Origin of the sequence: Bacillus thuringiensis (assembly GCF_001595725.1) — a bacterium.
Classification (GTDB): domain Bacteria; phylum Bacillota; class Bacilli; order Bacillales; family Bacillaceae_G; genus Bacillus_A; species Bacillus_A thuringiensis_K.
On record NZ_CP014282.1, the window covers coordinates 3003697 to 3021247 of the forward strand.

Here is a 17551-nt window from a genome sequence, read left to right on the forward strand (position 1 = left end):
TTTAATCACCCTTTATTTTTTTGTAAATTTTGAATCATACTTTGCAAAACTCGAACTGTATTTTCTACTTCCTCTTTAGGAATACTAGCTGTAGCATTTTTTATAACTTCATCGCTTACATTTTCTATCTCCTGTATTAATGCCTTAGTTTCATCTGTTAAAAATATTAAATGTGACCGTTTATCTTTAGGATTATGTTTTATAAGAATCCATTCTTTTTGCAATAATCTTTGTATAATTCCGGTTACTGTTGGACGGTCTGCTAAGAGCCTTTCAGCAATCATAGCCGGGGTGGTTCCATTTGGATAAAGAGATATATCCTTTAACACAGACCATTGCTGAGCTGTTATTTTATATTCTTTTAATTGATTTGATAATTCTGTTTTCGTCATTATACTTACCTTGTGTAATAAATAGCCTAAATTATTCATATAACCTCCAATATAGTTAGTACACTAATTATATAGTTAGTATACTAACTATAATGTGTAATTACAAACTTCAATTAATAGTTTATATATAAAAGATATATCAAATTCTTATTTTGTACTATTTCATATTATATTTAAAATCTTCTTTAATCCTGTTTTGCATGTATTGTACACTCTATATAAAAAGGTTATTCCTTGCTGTTACTTTAAATAAGCATTTACAATTGTATCTAGCATAGGTATTTCTTATTGTACGATTAGTCATATTTATTCTTAATTCTGCAAAATAAAAAAGAAAATGGAGCGAAAGATGAGAAAACAATTTGATACACAATCAAACTTAAATACATTTATTGATTCAACAATCCTATGGACTTTTCAAAACCAAAATGCTATAAATACACTTTTGAATGAAGATAAGCTTATAGCCAATCCTATGTTTGTTAGTAAAGAAGATATCACGGCATATAAATACATTGTAAGACATATGAAACAGAATAGTATTAACTTTATTATAGATTTACCCATTTGGGCATGGCATTCATGCAATGGTTACCAAAAGAAGCCTACTTTTGAAACTGCAAGGGAATTACTATCAGATATTCAATTAGAGAAAGAAATATACCTCATCGAATTCACATGTCCTAATTTTTTATTTATGTTAACAAACTATAGCGGATGGTGCGACATTTATTTTAAACTTAGTGGCAATCCTAAAGCAAGTGTAACAAATGATGAAGAAAAATACTTATTTAACCTTTATCCTACCATTGAGGAAGAATGGGAATATCATAATATCCAAGCAACTCTACCCTACCTAAAAAAAGAATGGATTATACAAATAACAGAACTTAGTAAGATGAATGGATTTAACAAATAATATTGTTTATGAATGCTTTATTTAAGCATTCATAAACATAACAAATAGTCACATTAAACTAATGCATTTAAAATAGCGCTTTTTATATGGTACCCTAAATACTATGATTTTGCATACGTGCAGCTTACTCATTTAGTTTTGGTCTAGTTTGTAAATATAAATTCAAATCCGGACTTGAACCGCTAATAATTACATCTCGAACAATTTTAGAAAGTACCATACTATATACTAATCCATTATCTCCATATGCATAGATAAAGTGACAATTTGGAAACTCTTCATACATTCCAATTATAGGTAAACCATCATGAGTACCACCATAAAAAGCACTTAAATAAAATTCAGGTTCAACTGTTATATTTGGAAAGAGCTTATTAAATTCATTTACTAATTTCTCTTTTTTATGAATTAATTTTGAATCTCTTTCTTGAGCAATGTTTGTATCTTCATCTAATCCACCTATAATAATCCTGTTATCTGCAGTAGTTCTCATATAAATATATGGTCTCGCAGTTTCCCAAATAAGAGTACGCTTATACCAAGAAGATAAATCTTCCACAGGATTAGTCACAATTGCATATGAGCTAATCAGTGTAGCGTTCTTCTCCTTTTTAAATTCCAAACCTTCATATCCTGCAGCCACAATTACTTTGTTGGCAGTAATAGAATTGCCCCCTTTTGTATAAAAAACAGCACATTCTTTCTCTAACTTTTTGCCAACAATCTCTGTATCTTCATAAATCTGAACTCCTTTATTAGAAGCTTGTTTTAATAAACTATGTGTAAATTTATAAGGATTTATTTCACCATCATTATACGTATAAATAGCTGCACGTTTTTTAAATGGATATCTCTGTCCAATTTGTTCCTCTGATAGCCAAGTCGCTTTAAAATCATGCTTATGTAAATAATACAGTTCTTTTTCTAATTTCTTTATATCCTCTTCATAACTTGCATAATATAAACTGTCACGTCGTTTAAAATCAGAGCAATAAGGCAAGTTTTGATCAGCATATTCAATATCATTAATAGCTTGTTCACATAATTTCATATGCTTAACTGCATACTCTTCTCCAAATGTATTTACAAGTTCAAAAAACATCTTATCTCCTAAATATTGAATAAGTGCTGTATTTGTAAGGTTACTTCCATGTCCTACCTTTCTTTTATCAACGATAACAATATTTAAATCTGATTCACTCAAATAGTATGCTGATTGAGCACCTGAACTTCCTGCTCCTATTATTAGTACGTCACATTTTATATCTTCGTCCAAACGAGGATACGAAGGTGTATTAGAAAAAGTTGTGTTCCAATAGAATTTCCCTTTCTGTAAATCCATTTTAAGTGCACCATCCTAAATAAAATAGTTATATCCCCATCTGTATCTCCAAATCATTCTAACTATATACTTCTTATCAAAATTATTCTTATATCATTTTAGTTTTTAACTGTTTTATTCTCATAACAAAAGAATCTCCATTCTTTTTCATAATAACCTTAAAATAAAGTGAAACTTTAATCAGCCCTCACCAATAGGGCTGCCCGTTAAAGCGGGATAAATCACAATATACACTTCTATTTTACGATTAACTTTATTATCACCTGCTAATCCGCATTTAAATTTTCATGCAAAAATTTATATATTTTTATTTTGTTATGTATTAAGTGTCTCGTATAAAACACATTAAAAATCCAAACAAAAAAAGCAAAAGATCTCCATTTATAGAAGATTTCTTTTGCTCTTTGTAAAGGACACAAGTCCAAATAAAAGTTGCTTATCTATCGATAACTTACACATAAGAATGCATTTGTTTCACTACTTTATTAGCAGAAACTTTAACAACCGTTTCTTTTTCCCCTATTCTATCAATCTTGAAACCATGAACTTTAACATCAGACGGTACTAGTGGATGATGACAAATCATATCTATACTCTTCTCAATATTTTCACTAACATTTTCTTTTCCACTTAGCCATTCATCGAGGCTACCACTTGAAAATTCAGGCATGCAATTTTTAAAGAGATAGTCTAATTCTATATTATCTTTTATGAAATCACGTTGAGTTTGTAGATTAACTGAAGACGTTTCTTTATCCTCTATTCCGACAACAAAAATTTCTTTAACATTTTCTTGATAAATAGCAATAATAATAGATCTCATTATATCTCCATAAGGATGTACAATTACAGAATCATAGCTGTGTATAGTCAACATGTTTTCTTGGTGAATGTTAGTTACTTGTTGTATACTAGGCTCTATTCCGTGTTCAATGTCTGTTAATAATAAAACTTTTTTATTCTTTGAATTCATATGGAGCACTCCTTCTTCATTATTGTATTTATGAAACTTTTAAGCTAGTAACAATAATAATTGTTACCAGTTTTTCCAGCGTCCCTCTGGATCAACACTTGCAAGTCTAACCCATCCATTTTGAACTTTTTCTCGAAATGTGAAATCATTATTTAACAAACGTTCTATATATTCAATAGGTGCTTGAATGACAATTAGTAACCGAAGTGGTGAATGATACGTCTCACTATCTGACTGCATAACAGATTGCCAAGGTAAGCCTGGCAACAGGTCACTAGCATTCCCTTGCATAACACCGAGACCCGCCGTTACGGTTTGGGTTGTTTTATTTCCACTACCATAATAATGAGGAGCTACAGTTGATGCGTAATATTGTAGATTTATCCACTGCGCAACTGTTCCTGGTCCTGCAATAATGTTAGCTAATATATCGCCACTTTCATCCTGTTTCCAATCATAATTATGAAGGAAAGCCCTGCCTTCTAAGTCACAATCTTGAGTTAATTCACGCTGTCCGATAATAAAAGATGCATTACGAGCTAATCCCCATTCTGGACGTATTTCACTCCAATCTTCTGCAAATCGATGTGCCTCTTTACTAGGATTGTTTATTTCCGTTTTAAAATTAGGTAATTGCATTAAACGCTCTCTATTTGCATGTTGGCTCACATTTGGCATAATTGACTCAATACAATCAAATGCTTCTTGCGCAGTTTCCGAAAGTTCTGGGACGTAAATCCATTCCAATTCGTCCACTGTTGTTTTATGTTCAGCTGCTGCAAAAATGGTATCCTCAGGAATTTTAATGCCTTCAGCAGACAACGCCTCTCTTACTTCTGGAAGATTACATAAAGTAGCGAAAACTCTTGCATTGAATCCTCCTGCTGCTCCTCCACAAGCACCACACTCAAGTGCTGCAGCATAAGGATTGTTCGTACTTTGACTACTATGTCCGCACATTACAACTAAAGGAGCAAATTTTTCTGTCAGTCCCACCATTTTTAAAGCTTGACGCACATAGTTCACTTTTTCTTCTTTCGTAAAACCGATAGGTATCTCGCCCTTTGTGTCATGAACATGATTAAGCGAGAATGTTGTATCAGGTTTTTGTAACATAGTTTTACGAAGGTTACGAATGAAACCACCAACTCCTCTTGGGACAAAGCTTCTTGTCACCATCTGTAGACCAAGTAAAGGACCACTTAACTCAGGTAGCGCCATACTTGTCAGTACGTTCTGTTTCATCGTTTTAAATGTATAACGCACCGAACTGCCTACCCTCTTACGTTGCTCATAAGATTTAAATTCGTTTTCATCTGTGAGCTCTTTTATTTGATGCTTCGGTTTTAATATAACTGGCAAAGAAGGATGGCTGTCATTACTACCTAGTTCACTAGTCGCAATTGGTAATCCAAAGAAACCAGCTATTCCAAACGTTTCAAACGGACCTAGTTTTTCTAAGTGGCGACGAAACGGTTCTGAACGTACATCAATACAAAATGCTAATTGAGCTAATACATGCTTTTTATCATTAGTTACACGCTGTTTAGAAGAAATCTTCTCCCTTAATTGCTCTGCATGCGTCTGTTCCCAAGCTTCGAGCCAAAGTTTTCTGCGAATATTTTCATCAAAACGATATGCAAATGCTAACAATTCGCTTTGTTCAGCAGCAGGCATTTGTAACCATTCCCGTGTTGAAATATAGACCCAAGAAGCTATAAGCGGGACGAGTGCAACTTTTTTCTCAACCTTTTGATGTTTTAAAGGTAAATAAGGTTTTGCAATAGCCAGCTCCATAGAAATTCGAACTGCTAAATATTCTATTAGGAGTTCATGTTCCTGAATTGATTGTTGTGAGCGCCATCGTATCATTCCTGCCCATCCAGGCAAAGAAAGTAAGTGCCCTTCAAGGTAAGCTTGTATGTTAGATTCAGAAATTCCTAGTTCAGATAATGCTCTCGCTAAAGCTACTTGGGCATCTTGTGGCCAATCTTTTAAAACTTTACGCTCATTTTTACTGAGCGCTGGATCAAATTTAATAAGGTGTTGCCATGCACGATAAAAACCTTTCTCTCGATTTGGCATCGTCCAACTTGATCCGGAGTCATCAAGATATAATTTACACCATTTAATGATATGATAATTAAGAATAACAGATAGGTTTTCACTATTGTGATTCTCTATAAGCGAACTTATTGGCTGCATAACAGAGGCTTTCATACTCCCTGTATTTATATAACTCATTTCGTCTGCCAGTTTATTTAATTCTGGCGATGATAATAGACTAGAAGGTAATTTCTCTAACTTTAAAGCTGCTTGGCAAAATCGCTCTGCTTTCTCTCGCGGAATATGAAAAGATTGTGAATCCAGCCAACGAGACAAACTACTTTGTAAAAATGATTCCTCAATCTCACCTTTCGCTTTTGCCGAATGAATCATGGAGGCACTAGGATAAATATCCACATTACGAGCTTCTTTTAACCAATTTGCGACTTGTTCAAATGATTGCTTTTCAAGTCCCATCCAAGGGTGGTGAGCTGCAAACGTAGAGATAGGCCAAAGTGGTGCAATCACTCGGCTAGCAGATGCAACTAAATCATTTATATTATTTTCTTGCATATCAATGTTTGTATTTTTCTTTAATATTGACGTTATGCTCATCACGAATTACCTCCCTTTGATACATAATGTTTCAGATAGCTTGGGTGACTTTCTACTGACTTTCTTCTCGCCTCACCTACTCGAACTAACCAAAGATAAAGTACAGCGAATAAAGTAGAAGATTGATTACGAGTAACGAAAGTACTAATAGCACTACTAAATAGTAAAATACATATAACAAAGATAACGGCTGGAACTGAAGGTTGAACACTTTGATAAATGTCAGTATGCAACCATTTATAAAGAGAATTATGAACAGTAAAGTAAATGAGAGAAAATCCAATCAAAACAATTAAGCCAGCAATTCGTCCCATTCTTCCCTCTCCAAAAACAACAAGCTGTTTCCATGAAAAGTAAAGTGACCAGCCTAAGATTAACGCACTAACTAGTTGATATCCCTCTCCAGAAGTCATAAACCAGAAAGTAATTGCTATAAATAATCCTAAAACACGCCCGAATATAATCCATAAATTGGGCATTTTTTCATTAGACTGATTCACTACCCCAAAACGTTGCACTGAAGAACCAGCTTGTAAAAACAGTGTAGCTTTAAACAAACCATGTAAAATTAAATGAATAACAGCCGCTAAATAGGCGCCTAATGCACATTGAATAAGCATAAATCCCATTTGCGCAATAGTTGAACCTACTAGCTGACGTTTATAATCAACTTGGACTAAACTAATTCCTGTTCCGATTAAGACAGAAATACTAGAGAAAATAAGTAAAATGATTTGTGCAATATCATCATGAAAAAGAGGCGAAAATCTAGTTAACATGATACCACCAGCATTTACTAAACCCGCATGCATAATAGCAGAAACAGGAGTTGGAGCAACAGCAGACTCAATTAACCATCTTTGAAAAGGCCATTGTGCTGCTGGAATCATTACCGCTAATATAATTAATAAGTTAATTCCTGTTCCCTCCAATGTTCCATGTAGCGCTACATTTTCATTCGTTAAAACTGATGTTAATTGCCACTGTCCTGTTACTTGAAAAAGCCAAATGATAGCTGATAGCAACGCAATCCAACTTATTGTAAATAAATAGCCAGAGATTTTTGTCGCTTCACTAACTACTTTCCACCCTTTATTTAGCCCTATGAGTAGAACCAATCCTATAAGCGTTGCTCCCCAACAAATGAGCATTAAGCGAAAATCATCACTTAACCATGCAACCGAAGATACACCTGTAGTAAATGTAAAAAGTACAAAGTATTTTCGATATGAGCGGTCTCCCATTAAGTAACGTACAGAAAAACGCTGAATGATTAAACCAATTGTAAGAACAAAGAAAGCCATTAACCAAGCTAAAGTATCTAGATGCCAAGGCCCTACAACTCTATCTCCATTGTTATTAACAAGTGCGAGTAAAGAAATCAATGAAGGCAAAGCAGCGATACCAATATGGATATGAACAAAACGTAAAGGCATCCTTGCATTTAAAAACAATAATCCACTTAGCCAAGAAGCACTAAGCGCCATAAAAAATAATGTTAACAGTGTTGATGAACTCAGCGAAATTAACATATTAAATACTCCCTTCTAAGCGAAAATAACCTATAAAAATTCCTTTTAATTAAGATAATTTTTTAAATTTCAATTTTCATTCACTCTTTTTAGTGCATCGTTTTTTCCCATAAAAAAAACCGACAACTTCCATAATTCAATGATTTTATATCATCATTGAATTATGGAGATTGTCGGTTTCACTTCAACTAACTTCAATAAAGTTTTTTGAAGAGCTCCCATTTTATAGAGGATAGTAATGTATGTATTACTCCTATTAAAAATAACAGTATATCTCTGATCTCCTAGATTATGCAATCAATATATCAATTTATGTTATGCGCTATCTTTCAATTAAGAAACTTTTTCATTTAGTCAATATTACATATTAAAAAAATGCTAAAGCCTTAATTATAGCAAACAGTTAAAATAAGCATCTATTAATTTTTTAAAACAATTATAAGATAAACTATATTAAGCAGTTTGTCAATTTATTTATTAATTTTTTAGAGTAATTCGAGTTAAGCTTTATTACATTTAAATAACTTAATTTTTATTATTAGCATGTTAATAAAGTTAAATAAAGCGCAAAACTTGTAGACTTCTGAATCCTCCCGCTACATTTTCAGTTTATTTCCCCCTAATCTTAAGCTGTTTTTTATTTTTAAAACTTTTCCTCAAGATTATTAAACAATTTAAAAATCATTACTCGTTCACCTGTACGGGAGCTTATATCCGTATGAAAGCTTTTCACTTTTTCTCCAGTTAATTCTAGAATAATCTCTTTCAAATCTTCAATTCCAGATTCAACTAGCTCCGAACGATTTTTCTTTATCGTTAGCATACCGTCTTTTGTTTCGCAAACAGTATATTCAGCCGGCGTTAAAATACCTTGTAAATTTACGATAATCATATCCCGCAATATATCTGTCTTAACGGATATAGATCCGCGTCCTAGGTAGTCCTTTTCCCAGTGAGTAATTGCTTTGCTTATCTCTGATTCAATCGAGCCTTTTGAGTTTTTCATCTATGTATCCTCCTTCAATAAAATGTAATTACATTTATAATTACAATAACAATATAATAATCTGGATTGATTTTATTTTCAATTATTGAGAAGAATTTATACGAATCGTTGTCATGTATCCTTTAGTATTAAAGTGAATTTTTATATTGCGATATGCGTTTTTTGATTATCCCCAACAAGATACTCTTACTATAAAGGCTCTGTTGCATAGATTTCTAAAAAAGACATTCCGAAGAAAATAAGGAAACTCTTGTAACGTAATATACAAACAAAAAACCCTACACTTATGAGTAGGATTTTTCTCTTTTTATATTATTCAAAAAACTAAAAGTATACCTGCCCTCCAAACATATTACCGATTGGGTTTATGCATATTTCCTTCGAATTTTGCCAACCACCAATAACAGTAAAGGAATCCCTAGCTCATAAATGGGAAATGCAATTGGAATTACGAAAAATATGTAGTAATAATGGGTAAATGTCTGGATATTTTTAACTGACACAGCTATGATGAACGAAATAGGAGCAAGAACTAACGCTACTTTTCGCCAATCCTTCAAATGAAATATTTGTGCTGTTCCATAACAAGCGATAAACATGTATAACGCCAATTTCACAAAAATACTAAAAAACCAAATAATAACTATCAAAATATCCACATTTTGAATGAACTCCATGACAGATATGTATCGGCTCAAATCGTAAACCGGATACAAAAAACTTGAAGATAAATTCGGACCGAATGTTAAAATGACCGCTAATGTTCCGATTGTTACCATGAAAACGGCTAATCCTACCCCCAACATCGCCCTTGATGACGCTTGCTCTGGTTTATCCATAAAAAAAACGAACATCATCATCATAACAGCCTCTCCAAAAAATGCGGCTACAGGGGTATAGGAACCTTTAAGGATGGGAAGCCAGCCAGAATCGTGATAAATAGGCCGCATATAATCCCAATTCATATTGCCAACATTCAAAATGATTACAAACGTTATCATTAAAAGTACAATCGGCCCTATGATTTCACTTAAACGTCCAATACCTTCCACCCCTCCTTGGTAAATGATAAAAATGAGCAATAACATCGCAGTAAAGACAATGACCCACAAAGGTGTATTATGAAACAAAGCGATAATAATGAATTCACCAAATTCACGGACGGTTATCCAAATTATCATGTACCACCCAAAGAAGTAAGGAATCATCAGTAGCTTTCCTAGCCATTTACCAAGAATAGTTTGACTAAATTCAATGAGAGTTTGTTTCGGATAAAGCGAACCAAGTGTAGTTGCCAAAAAAGTAAGAGCAACCCCTATCACTCCTGCAATCAAAATCGAGATCCACGCATCTTGTTTGACAGTACGAATCGTCGCTGGAATAACTAGAAGGAGTGATTGTCCTACTTCAAATGTGAACATCATCCAAAAGATTTGCCTGCCAGAGATTTTCATCGAATTTCTCACACTCTATATTCCTCCTTATTTTTTCATTTCATTTTTCTTCAACTGCAACGGTGGTCCAGTCAGTCCTACTCGCCGAATAGTAAGCTTTGTATGAACAGAAACCTCCACTTTTCGAAATTGTTTACTCCAATTCTTTTTTAACCCTTTCCATTCGGATGGATATTTTTGATGAATGGCTTCTCCAAATCCAAAGATATCGGTTCCGTATTGTTTTTGAACCTTTTTAATAGTTTGGAGAGCTTCCTTATCGGACTGTTTTTCCAATACATGTTCTAAAAGAGTAAGATTTTTTGGCTGCGAAAGATCTAAATTCGTATTGTTCTCCTGAATTGTTCCTTCACCAGAAAAAACAATGTCACACTTAATTGTGTCCCCTTGTATAGTAGGTATGATTTTTCTATTGATCTTTGTCATATATAAACTTGCACTACCATTTCCTTTAGAGGCCGTTGCTGTAACTGTCTGTTTACTTAAACGATTCACTATCCAAAGAGTAGTTAACCATTCCTGCATGTTCAAGTATCCTACCAATTTGAAATCGTTGTTAAATATAGCACCGCCTACAATTTGAAACCCTTTGACCACGGTTTTACCTTTTTTAGGAGACACATTTAGTTTAATAACGGGCAAAATCGGGGTGATTCCATCACTCGTACCAGCAATAAGAAAATTTAACAAAGACATATCTCCCGCTGCCTCTATTTGCATATGCTCTTTAAGTGCCCCAAGTGCCGGGATAGACTCTAAAGGGATGGATGCTTTCAGAAAATCTTTTGCAGTATTCCCTTTTATAACGAACACACCTACTCGTAATCGAATATCAGGATCGCGGCTATATGCATCTAAAACTGGAGCAAGACCACTTTTAGCCATTTTTTCTCCAATCAATATTACACGCTGGTGCCCTCGAAAAATTTCTCTCGACATTTTTGTTTGCATCATTTGTATAGCTTCATGTGTATCCTTTCCCGTTCCCGATTCTGTAAAAAACGCTTTTCCTGCATTACTTCTTCCGCTCTGTCCCATTCCCATTTTTGATGGAATAATAAACTGAGCACTAATTTCAATCTTATTGTTCTTCGCTTGATCAAGTCCCCATCCTAATTCTATTGCCAAATCATTTAATTCTGTCCGATCCCAACATCCCGTCAAGAAGCATAAAGAAATGACCAGTATCATACAGAGTGCCTTGTGCAGGCTCATTCTGTTTCCCCTCCCCGTTTCTCATCTGGCTTTTGTCCACCTGGAAAACGGACTTTCTCTTCACCAGATACCATTATTGGGCGGTGGGTCATATTCCAACGAGGTGTTCGGAGAAAAACATCCTTTAAATCACGAGGAGTCTGAGGTGCAACTGGACTTAAATACGGAATGCCAAAAGAACGAATGTTAGTTAAATGAATCAAAATCGCAAGAGTACTTATTGCAACACCGTATAGCCCGAGCATTCCTGCCAATAACAGCATAGGAAAGCGTAACATCCGGTAAGCCGTTCCTAAGTTGTAGCGCGGGAACGCAAATGACGCAATACCGGTCGTCGCCACAACAATGACCAAAGGTGCCGAAATAATACCTGCTTGCACAGCAGCTTGCCCGATAACAAGTGCTCCGACAATACTAACTGCGGATCCAACAGGTTTTGGTAACCGAACCCCCGCTTCCCTCAAACCTTCAAATAAAAACTCCATCATTAGCGCTTCTATGACAGCCGGGAAAGGAATGCCTTCTCTCGCAGCTGCAATACTAATAAGCAAATTTGTCGGAATTAATTTAGGATGAAAGGTTGTAATAGCAACATAGAGAGAGGGAAGAAATAATGAAATATTAATTAATATTAAACGTATCCATCGAACAAAAGTTGTGTAGATGGAGCGTTCATAATAATCCTCCGCTGCTTGCAGACCTGTCCAAAATGTCATAGGAACAATCAAAACGAAAGGTGTGTTATCGACTAAAATAGCGACTTTCCCCTCTAATAAACTTGCACAAACCGCATCTGGCCGCTCAGTATTTTGAATTTGTGGAAAGGGCGAAAAGGGTTGGTCCTCAATAAACTCTTCAATGAAAGCTGACTCCAACACTCCATCAATTTGAATTCGCTTTACCCTTTGGCGAACTTCATCCAAAACCAAATCAGGTGCAATGCCCTCAATATAGGCAATTACCACATCTGTCTGTGACAATTCCCCAATCGAATAAGGTTCCATTTTTAGTTTTTGGCTTCGAATTCTTCGGCGAATCAGGCTCGTATTGACCCTTATCGTTTCCGTAAACCCGTCCCGAGGGCCACGAACAGAGATCTCGGCAGCCGGCTCTTCAATACCTCGTTTTTCAAAACCTTTTAAATCAGCGACTAGAGCTTGACTCTCTCTTTCTGTTAAAATAACGATATTCGCTTTCAATACCGCTTCTATAACCTCACGAACTTTTGAAATTGTCTTTACTTGAGAAACCGCAATTAGCTGATTTTGTATAATTTCTCCTACCGAATCCACACTCTTTACTCCACTAGGCAGACCTTCGAACATCATTGGTTTCAAAACAACTTGTTCCACAACTTTAGTGTCAACTAATCCATCTATATAAATAAAAAGAATTTTATTTTGACTATCTATGATTATTGGACGAAAAACAATATCGGAACAATTTTCAAAAACTTGTCTCAAAACTTCTTCATTCGCAGATACACTCTGCTTGAGTTCGCACTCTTGATCATTTTGAAGTAGCATACTTGCACTCTCAAGTTCCTGAATATCTTTTCTCAAACGCTTTCTACTAAGTTTTTTCATCATACTACCCCATTTATCGAATGGTTTATGTTTTTATACTTGAACTTTAGTGTTAGGATTTCTTGACAGAAACGCTTTAGAAACCGTTCCACTATAATGTTTTGGGTAAGTAATCATTTATCTAGAAAACAAAAGGAAAATATCTCCTCTATATCCTTCTTAAAATCTCCTTACACATGAAAATTATTCAATTTTTTCTATAAGTTAGTTATTTTAAAATGAGGTATCCATAAAGTAACTTGTAACTGATGCTTTGTTAAATTGGTAATAATGAGGTTATAGAAACAAGCAAAAAAAGCATGTCCTGAAGAAAGATGAATCAGAACATGCTCTTAATTTATTTATTTGATACTATAGACGTTGATCTTTCTGGAAATTTAGTTGAAAATGATCCGCTTCATTGTATACCCCGAATTCATACCCTTTTTCCTTATAAAATTTAATAATTTCCGGAAGCGCTTGTAATGTCTGTGGTTTTTCATGCATTAGAACTACTTCCACATCTTCTGTTGTTGTACGCTTTACATTTTCTATAATTTGCTGTGGATTACCTTTTAGTTTTCAATCATTTGAATCTATTGTCCAATCCCAAACTTTTATTGCTGCTTCTACAATTTGATTACGAATTTCCTCACCCTTTAATCCCGGTGCAGATCCATATGGCGGACGAACTAGTTTAGGAGTTGTACCCGTAATATTATGGATCAGAGCTAACGTTTCTTTCATCTCCGGTACAAATTGTCCCTTTTTGTATAGCTTATCACTATTATGTGTCATACTATGAGCACCAATATAATGTCCTTCTTTTACCGCTCTTTTTACATTTTCCTGAAAACCTGTATTTTGTAAATTGCTACCTTGCATAAAAAATGTCGAGGCAACATTTTGTTCTTTTAGTACATCTAAAAATTTCCCAGTTAATTCACTAGGACCGTCATCGAATGTTAAATAAACAACCTTTCCTACCGGTTTTCCATCAGGTCTTTTCTGTTTTGCCAGTGATGTGTCCTCTTTCTTTTTTTGTTGTTGCGTATTAGCTAGCTTAATACTTTCATTAGCTACTCCTTTCGCTGGAATAGAGTTCCATTTTCCTATTAAAAAGAACGTGAAAAAGGTCGTTGCTAAAACAACTCCTAGAGATAGTATTGCCTTAGTTCCTACATTTGTTTTTTTCTTATTTTGTGATTCTTTCATTATGTTTCGATCCTTTCCCTACTAATTTTCATATTCATTATTTATACAGCTAAGCATTAACTCCAGTTGATATTTACAATAAGTAGATTAATAGAGGAAGGTGAAGATAAAATGCAGATAATGTCGAAATTAGTTAAAGAATAACTTATTGCATCCACTCTTTAGAAAAATATTGTTTTCTCTAATACAGTTAAATTTGAAAACTGGATATACATCCAAAATAAAAAATACTACTCTTTCTAAACAAAATTTTTATATCAAGATAATAGCATGCTGTTATAAAGATAAAATACTGAGTTAGCCATACTATTGAAATTCTATTATAATTTTGTAATTGGAATTAATTTGAATCAAATAAAGAACTAGAAGAAATATTATTATGTGGAGGTGCTCCGATGAATCTTTTAATTAGAGAGTTAGAAAAAAATGATTTAGACAATTTCCCAAAGATCGATGACAGTTTTATAGTGAATGCTCGATTAATTCTTTCTCTTTCCAAAGTAAATAGACGTATAGAATATACAGTAGAAGACGTTCCGAGTTATGAAAAAAGTTATTTACAAAATCAAGATGATAATGAAGAACTGACTTACAATGAATATATAAATAAACCTAATCAAGTAATTTACATAGCACTGTTACATAACCAAATCATCGGATTAATAGTATTGAAAAAGAATTGGAACCACTATGCTTACATAGAAGATATAACAGTGGATAAAAAATATCGTTCACTCGGAGTTGGTAAAAGATTAGTTGATCAAGCAAAGCAGTGGGCAAAAAAAGGCAATATGCCAGGTATCATGCTTGAAACGCAAAATAATAATGTCACAGCATGTAAATTTTATGAAAAATGTGGATTTGTAATTGGTGGGTTTGATTTTCTTGTTTATAAAGGTTTGGATATTGAAAATGATGAAGTTGCAATTTATTGGTATTTTCATTTCAAATAAAACTGTTTTTAACATTAAACAAAGTCAAAATAAAAACCCCAATCTCTCTATATTAAAATTGAGAAATTGGGGTTAAGCTATTTAACAATATTTTTCATTTAAAACAAATAACTAATTAATAATCCTGCTGATAATAACAAGCCAAAAATCGTATTTGTCATCGCTGTTGATTTCATTGCGATGCGCATATACCCAGGATCCTTTGCTCCTTTTTGGAAACTTTGAATCGCAGAAATTGGCTTTCTCAAACCTAGGAACATAACTAATGCCCAAGGGCTTATATAACCCATTAATACAATTACGGCAATCCATAAATATGCAATGAAAAAGGCTACCGCTAGTGTTACTACAGCTTTCTCTCTCCCAAGGAGGATTACTAATGTCTTTCTTCCACCTTTAATATCTTCTTCGATATCTCGGATGTTATTCGACATATTGATTGCACCTACTAAAATTCCAATTGGAATGGAAATCAATACACTTTCAATCGTTACAGTATTCGTTTGAATAAAGAAAGCAATGAGTACAAAACATGTCCCCATTAACAATCCAGAAACTAATTCTCCAAACGGGGTGTACGCAATTGGTAATGGACCGCCTGTATATAAATAGCCAACTGCCATCCCAATTAAACCAATGACAACTAACCACCAGCTGCTATTCATACAAATATAAATGCCAATAAAAGCTGCTACTACATATAATAAAAGCGCAACTGTTAACACATTTTTTGGTTTCAATCCATGACGGACAATTCCGCCACCGATGCCAACGGATTCAGCAGTGTCTAGTCCACGTTTAAAATCATAGTACTCATTAAATAAGTTCGTTGCTATTTGCAGCGCTAAACATGCAAGCATCATCGCAATAAATAAAAGCCAATCAATTTCGGCAACATAAAGTGATGCCACTGTCCCTAAAATTACAGGTGAAAACGTCGCCGTTAATGTATGTGGGCGCGTCATCTTCCATATTAATTTAGCGGAACTAATTTCTTTTTCATTCCCCATAACTCTGTTCAATCTCCCTACATTTTTAGTATAAATTACTAGCAGTATCTTTCTATCTATTTCCTGCTTCGCATCCATTCATTATATCAATAAATGATTATCCTTTCTAACAAATCTACTTTTAATAAAGTAAAAATTATAAAATGAAACTTTAATTATTAGAAGTTTTGTCACCCCCACTGATTATTAGTACATATTCATTGGGATTTTACGGGCAGCCCTCCCCCCATTCGCTGAATTTTTAAGGAGGGGATCTTATCCGCCCGCAAATATTGGGATAAATAAAAGAGCCAACTCATATGAGCTAGCTCTTTCATCTCTTATTTTATAAAAATTCAATAGTTACGCTACATTGAAAAACAGATAGATCCTACTTTTTTAGCCCATTAATAATGGTATCTATATTCCATTTCATCATTTTTAAGTAAGTATCTCCATCCTCACCTGATTTACCTAGTGAGTCTGTAAAAATTGTCCCTGCAATTGGTACGTTTGTTTCTTTTGAAACAGTTTCCATACTACGTCGATCTACACTTGTTTCAACAAATAAAGCTGGCACTTTGTTTGTTTGAATTAAACTTACAACATCTCGAATTTGATCTGGTGTACCTTGATTTTCTGAGTTGATTTCCCAAATGTATCCCGTCTTAATGCCATATGCTTTTCCAAAATATTTAAAAGCACCTTCACTAGAAATTAAGAAACGTTTTTCTTCAGGGATTTGATGAATTCTGTTTACTGTCTCATCATGTAATTTTTGAAGTTCTGCTACATACTCATCAGCATTTTTAGTATAGAACTCTTTATTTTTAGGATCTTCTTTAATTAATGCCTGCTTCACATTTTCAGCGTATACAATACCATTTTTAATATTCATCCAAGCATGTGGGTCTGGTTCTTTTTCTAATCCTTTTGTTTCTAAGTAAATAGCTTCTACACCTTCACTTACTTTATAAACCGGTGCATCTTTCGCTGATTTATTTGCCGTTTTTAATAGCTTTTTAAACCATGCTCCGCCCTCTTCTAGGTTTAGCCCATTGTAAAATACCATATCTGCATCTGTCATTTTCATAACATCTTTTGGTAGTGGATCATATTCATGCGGGTTAGCTCCGATTGGAACAAGACTATGAATCTCAACTTTATCTCCACCAATTTGCTTCACCATATCATATATAATGGAGTATGTTGTTACAACTTTTAATTTTCCACTACCCTCTTCTTTCCCATTTGTGTTACTAGAACACGCTGTTAACGCAAATACGAAAATACAAATTACCGATAATAAAATATTTTTTAATTTCATCATTATCC

At 34.0% G+C, this 17551-nt stretch carries 13 protein-coding genes and 1 pseudogene; 2 read left to right on the forward strand and 12 right to left on the reverse strand.

Annotated features, from left to right (window positions below; translation table 11 throughout):
* Window positions 1-5: 5 nt before the first annotated feature.
* Window positions 6-431 (reverse strand): MarR family winged helix-turn-helix transcriptional regulator, encoded by a 426-nt coding sequence (locus tag AXW78_RS15145; protein ID WP_001061039.1) that lies wholly within the window; start codon window positions 429-431, stop codon window positions 6-8.
* 310 nt (window positions 432-741) lie between these two features.
* Here AXW78_RS15145 and AXW78_RS15150 point away from each other — a divergent pair, with 310 nt between their 5' ends.
* The gene (locus tag AXW78_RS15150; RefSeq protein ID WP_001231208.1) at window positions 742-1311 is read left to right on the forward strand and encodes a DUF3841 domain-containing protein; all 570 of its coding nucleotides are present in this window, start codon (window positions 742-744) and stop codon (window positions 1309-1311) included.
* 124 nt (window positions 1312-1435) lie between these two features.
* On the opposite strand, the gene AXW78_RS15155 is transcribed toward AXW78_RS15150, so the two are convergent.
* The 9 genes and pseudogenes from AXW78_RS15155 to AXW78_RS15195 all read right to left on the reverse strand — a co-directional run bounded on the left by AXW78_RS15155 (window position 1436) and on the right by AXW78_RS15195 (window position 14274).
* Window positions 1436-2653 (reverse strand): NAD(P)/FAD-dependent oxidoreductase, encoded by a 1218-nt coding sequence (locus tag AXW78_RS15155; protein WP_000365626.1) that lies wholly within the window; start codon window positions 2651-2653, stop codon window positions 1436-1438.
* A 451-nt stretch (window positions 2654-3104) separates the two neighbouring features.
* Complete coding sequence (locus AXW78_RS15160) at window positions 3105-3626, reverse strand: carbonic anhydrase (RefSeq protein ID WP_061884356.1); 522 nt, start codon at window positions 3624-3626, stop codon at window positions 3105-3107.
* A gap of 63 nt (window positions 3627-3689) precedes the next feature.
* Window positions 3690-6287 (reverse strand): DUF2309 domain-containing protein, encoded by a 2598-nt coding sequence (locus AXW78_RS15165; protein WP_061884357.1) that lies wholly within the window; start codon window positions 6285-6287, stop codon window positions 3690-3692.
* Window positions 6287-7819, reverse strand: a complete 1533-nt coding sequence (locus AXW78_RS15170; protein WP_061884358.1) for an NADH dehydrogenase subunit 5 — start codon at window positions 7817-7819, stop codon at window positions 6287-6289. The genes AXW78_RS15165 and AXW78_RS15170 overlap by 1 nt, the downstream gene beginning before the upstream one ends.
* Before the next feature lie 643 nt (window positions 7820-8462).
* Window positions 8463-8825 (reverse strand): Na-translocating system protein MpsC family protein, encoded by a 363-nt coding sequence (locus AXW78_RS15175; protein WP_000798164.1) that lies wholly within the window; start codon window positions 8823-8825, stop codon window positions 8463-8465.
* Window positions 8826-9190: 365 nt separating this feature from the next.
* Complete coding sequence (locus tag AXW78_RS15180; RefSeq protein ID WP_033690224.1) at window positions 9191-10279, reverse strand: GerAB/ArcD/ProY family transporter; 1089 nt, start codon at window positions 10277-10279, stop codon at window positions 9191-9193.
* 27 nt (window positions 10280-10306) lie between these two features.
* The gene (locus tag AXW78_RS15185; RefSeq protein WP_061884359.1) at window positions 10307-11494 is read right to left on the reverse strand and encodes a Ger(x)C family spore germination protein; all 1188 of its coding nucleotides are present in this window, start codon (window positions 11492-11494) and stop codon (window positions 10307-10309) included.
* The gene (locus tag AXW78_RS15190) at window positions 11491-13083 is read right to left on the reverse strand and encodes a spore germination protein (protein WP_003301784.1); all 1593 of its coding nucleotides are present in this window, start codon (window positions 13081-13083) and stop codon (window positions 11491-11493) included. The genes AXW78_RS15185 and AXW78_RS15190 overlap by 4 nt, the downstream gene beginning before the upstream one ends.
* A gap of 348 nt (window positions 13084-13431) precedes the next feature.
* Window positions 13432-14274: pseudogene (locus tag AXW78_RS15195) on the reverse strand (polysaccharide deacetylase family protein).
* Between the two features lie 395 nt (window positions 14275-14669).
* Here AXW78_RS15195 and satA point away from each other — a divergent pair.
* Window positions 14670-15227: a streptothricin N-acetyltransferase SatA gene (satA, locus tag AXW78_RS15200; protein WP_046946086.1), complete on the forward strand. Its 558-nt coding sequence runs from the start codon at window positions 14670-14672 to the stop codon at window positions 15225-15227.
* A gap of 98 nt (window positions 15228-15325) precedes the next feature.
* On the opposite strand, the gene menA is transcribed toward satA, so the two are convergent.
* On the reverse strand, window positions 15326-16237 hold the full coding sequence (gene menA, locus AXW78_RS15205; RefSeq protein ID WP_061884360.1) for a 1,4-dihydroxy-2-naphthoate polyprenyltransferase: 912 nt from the start codon (window positions 16235-16237) through the stop codon (window positions 15326-15328).
* Between the two features lie 370 nt (window positions 16238-16607).
* A complete protein-coding gene (gene mntA / locus AXW78_RS15210) occupies window positions 16608-17543 on the reverse strand; it encodes a manganese ABC transporter substrate-binding protein/adhesin MntA (RefSeq protein WP_061884361.1) in 936 nt (311 codons plus the stop codon).
* Window positions 17544-17551: the final 8 nt, after the last annotated feature.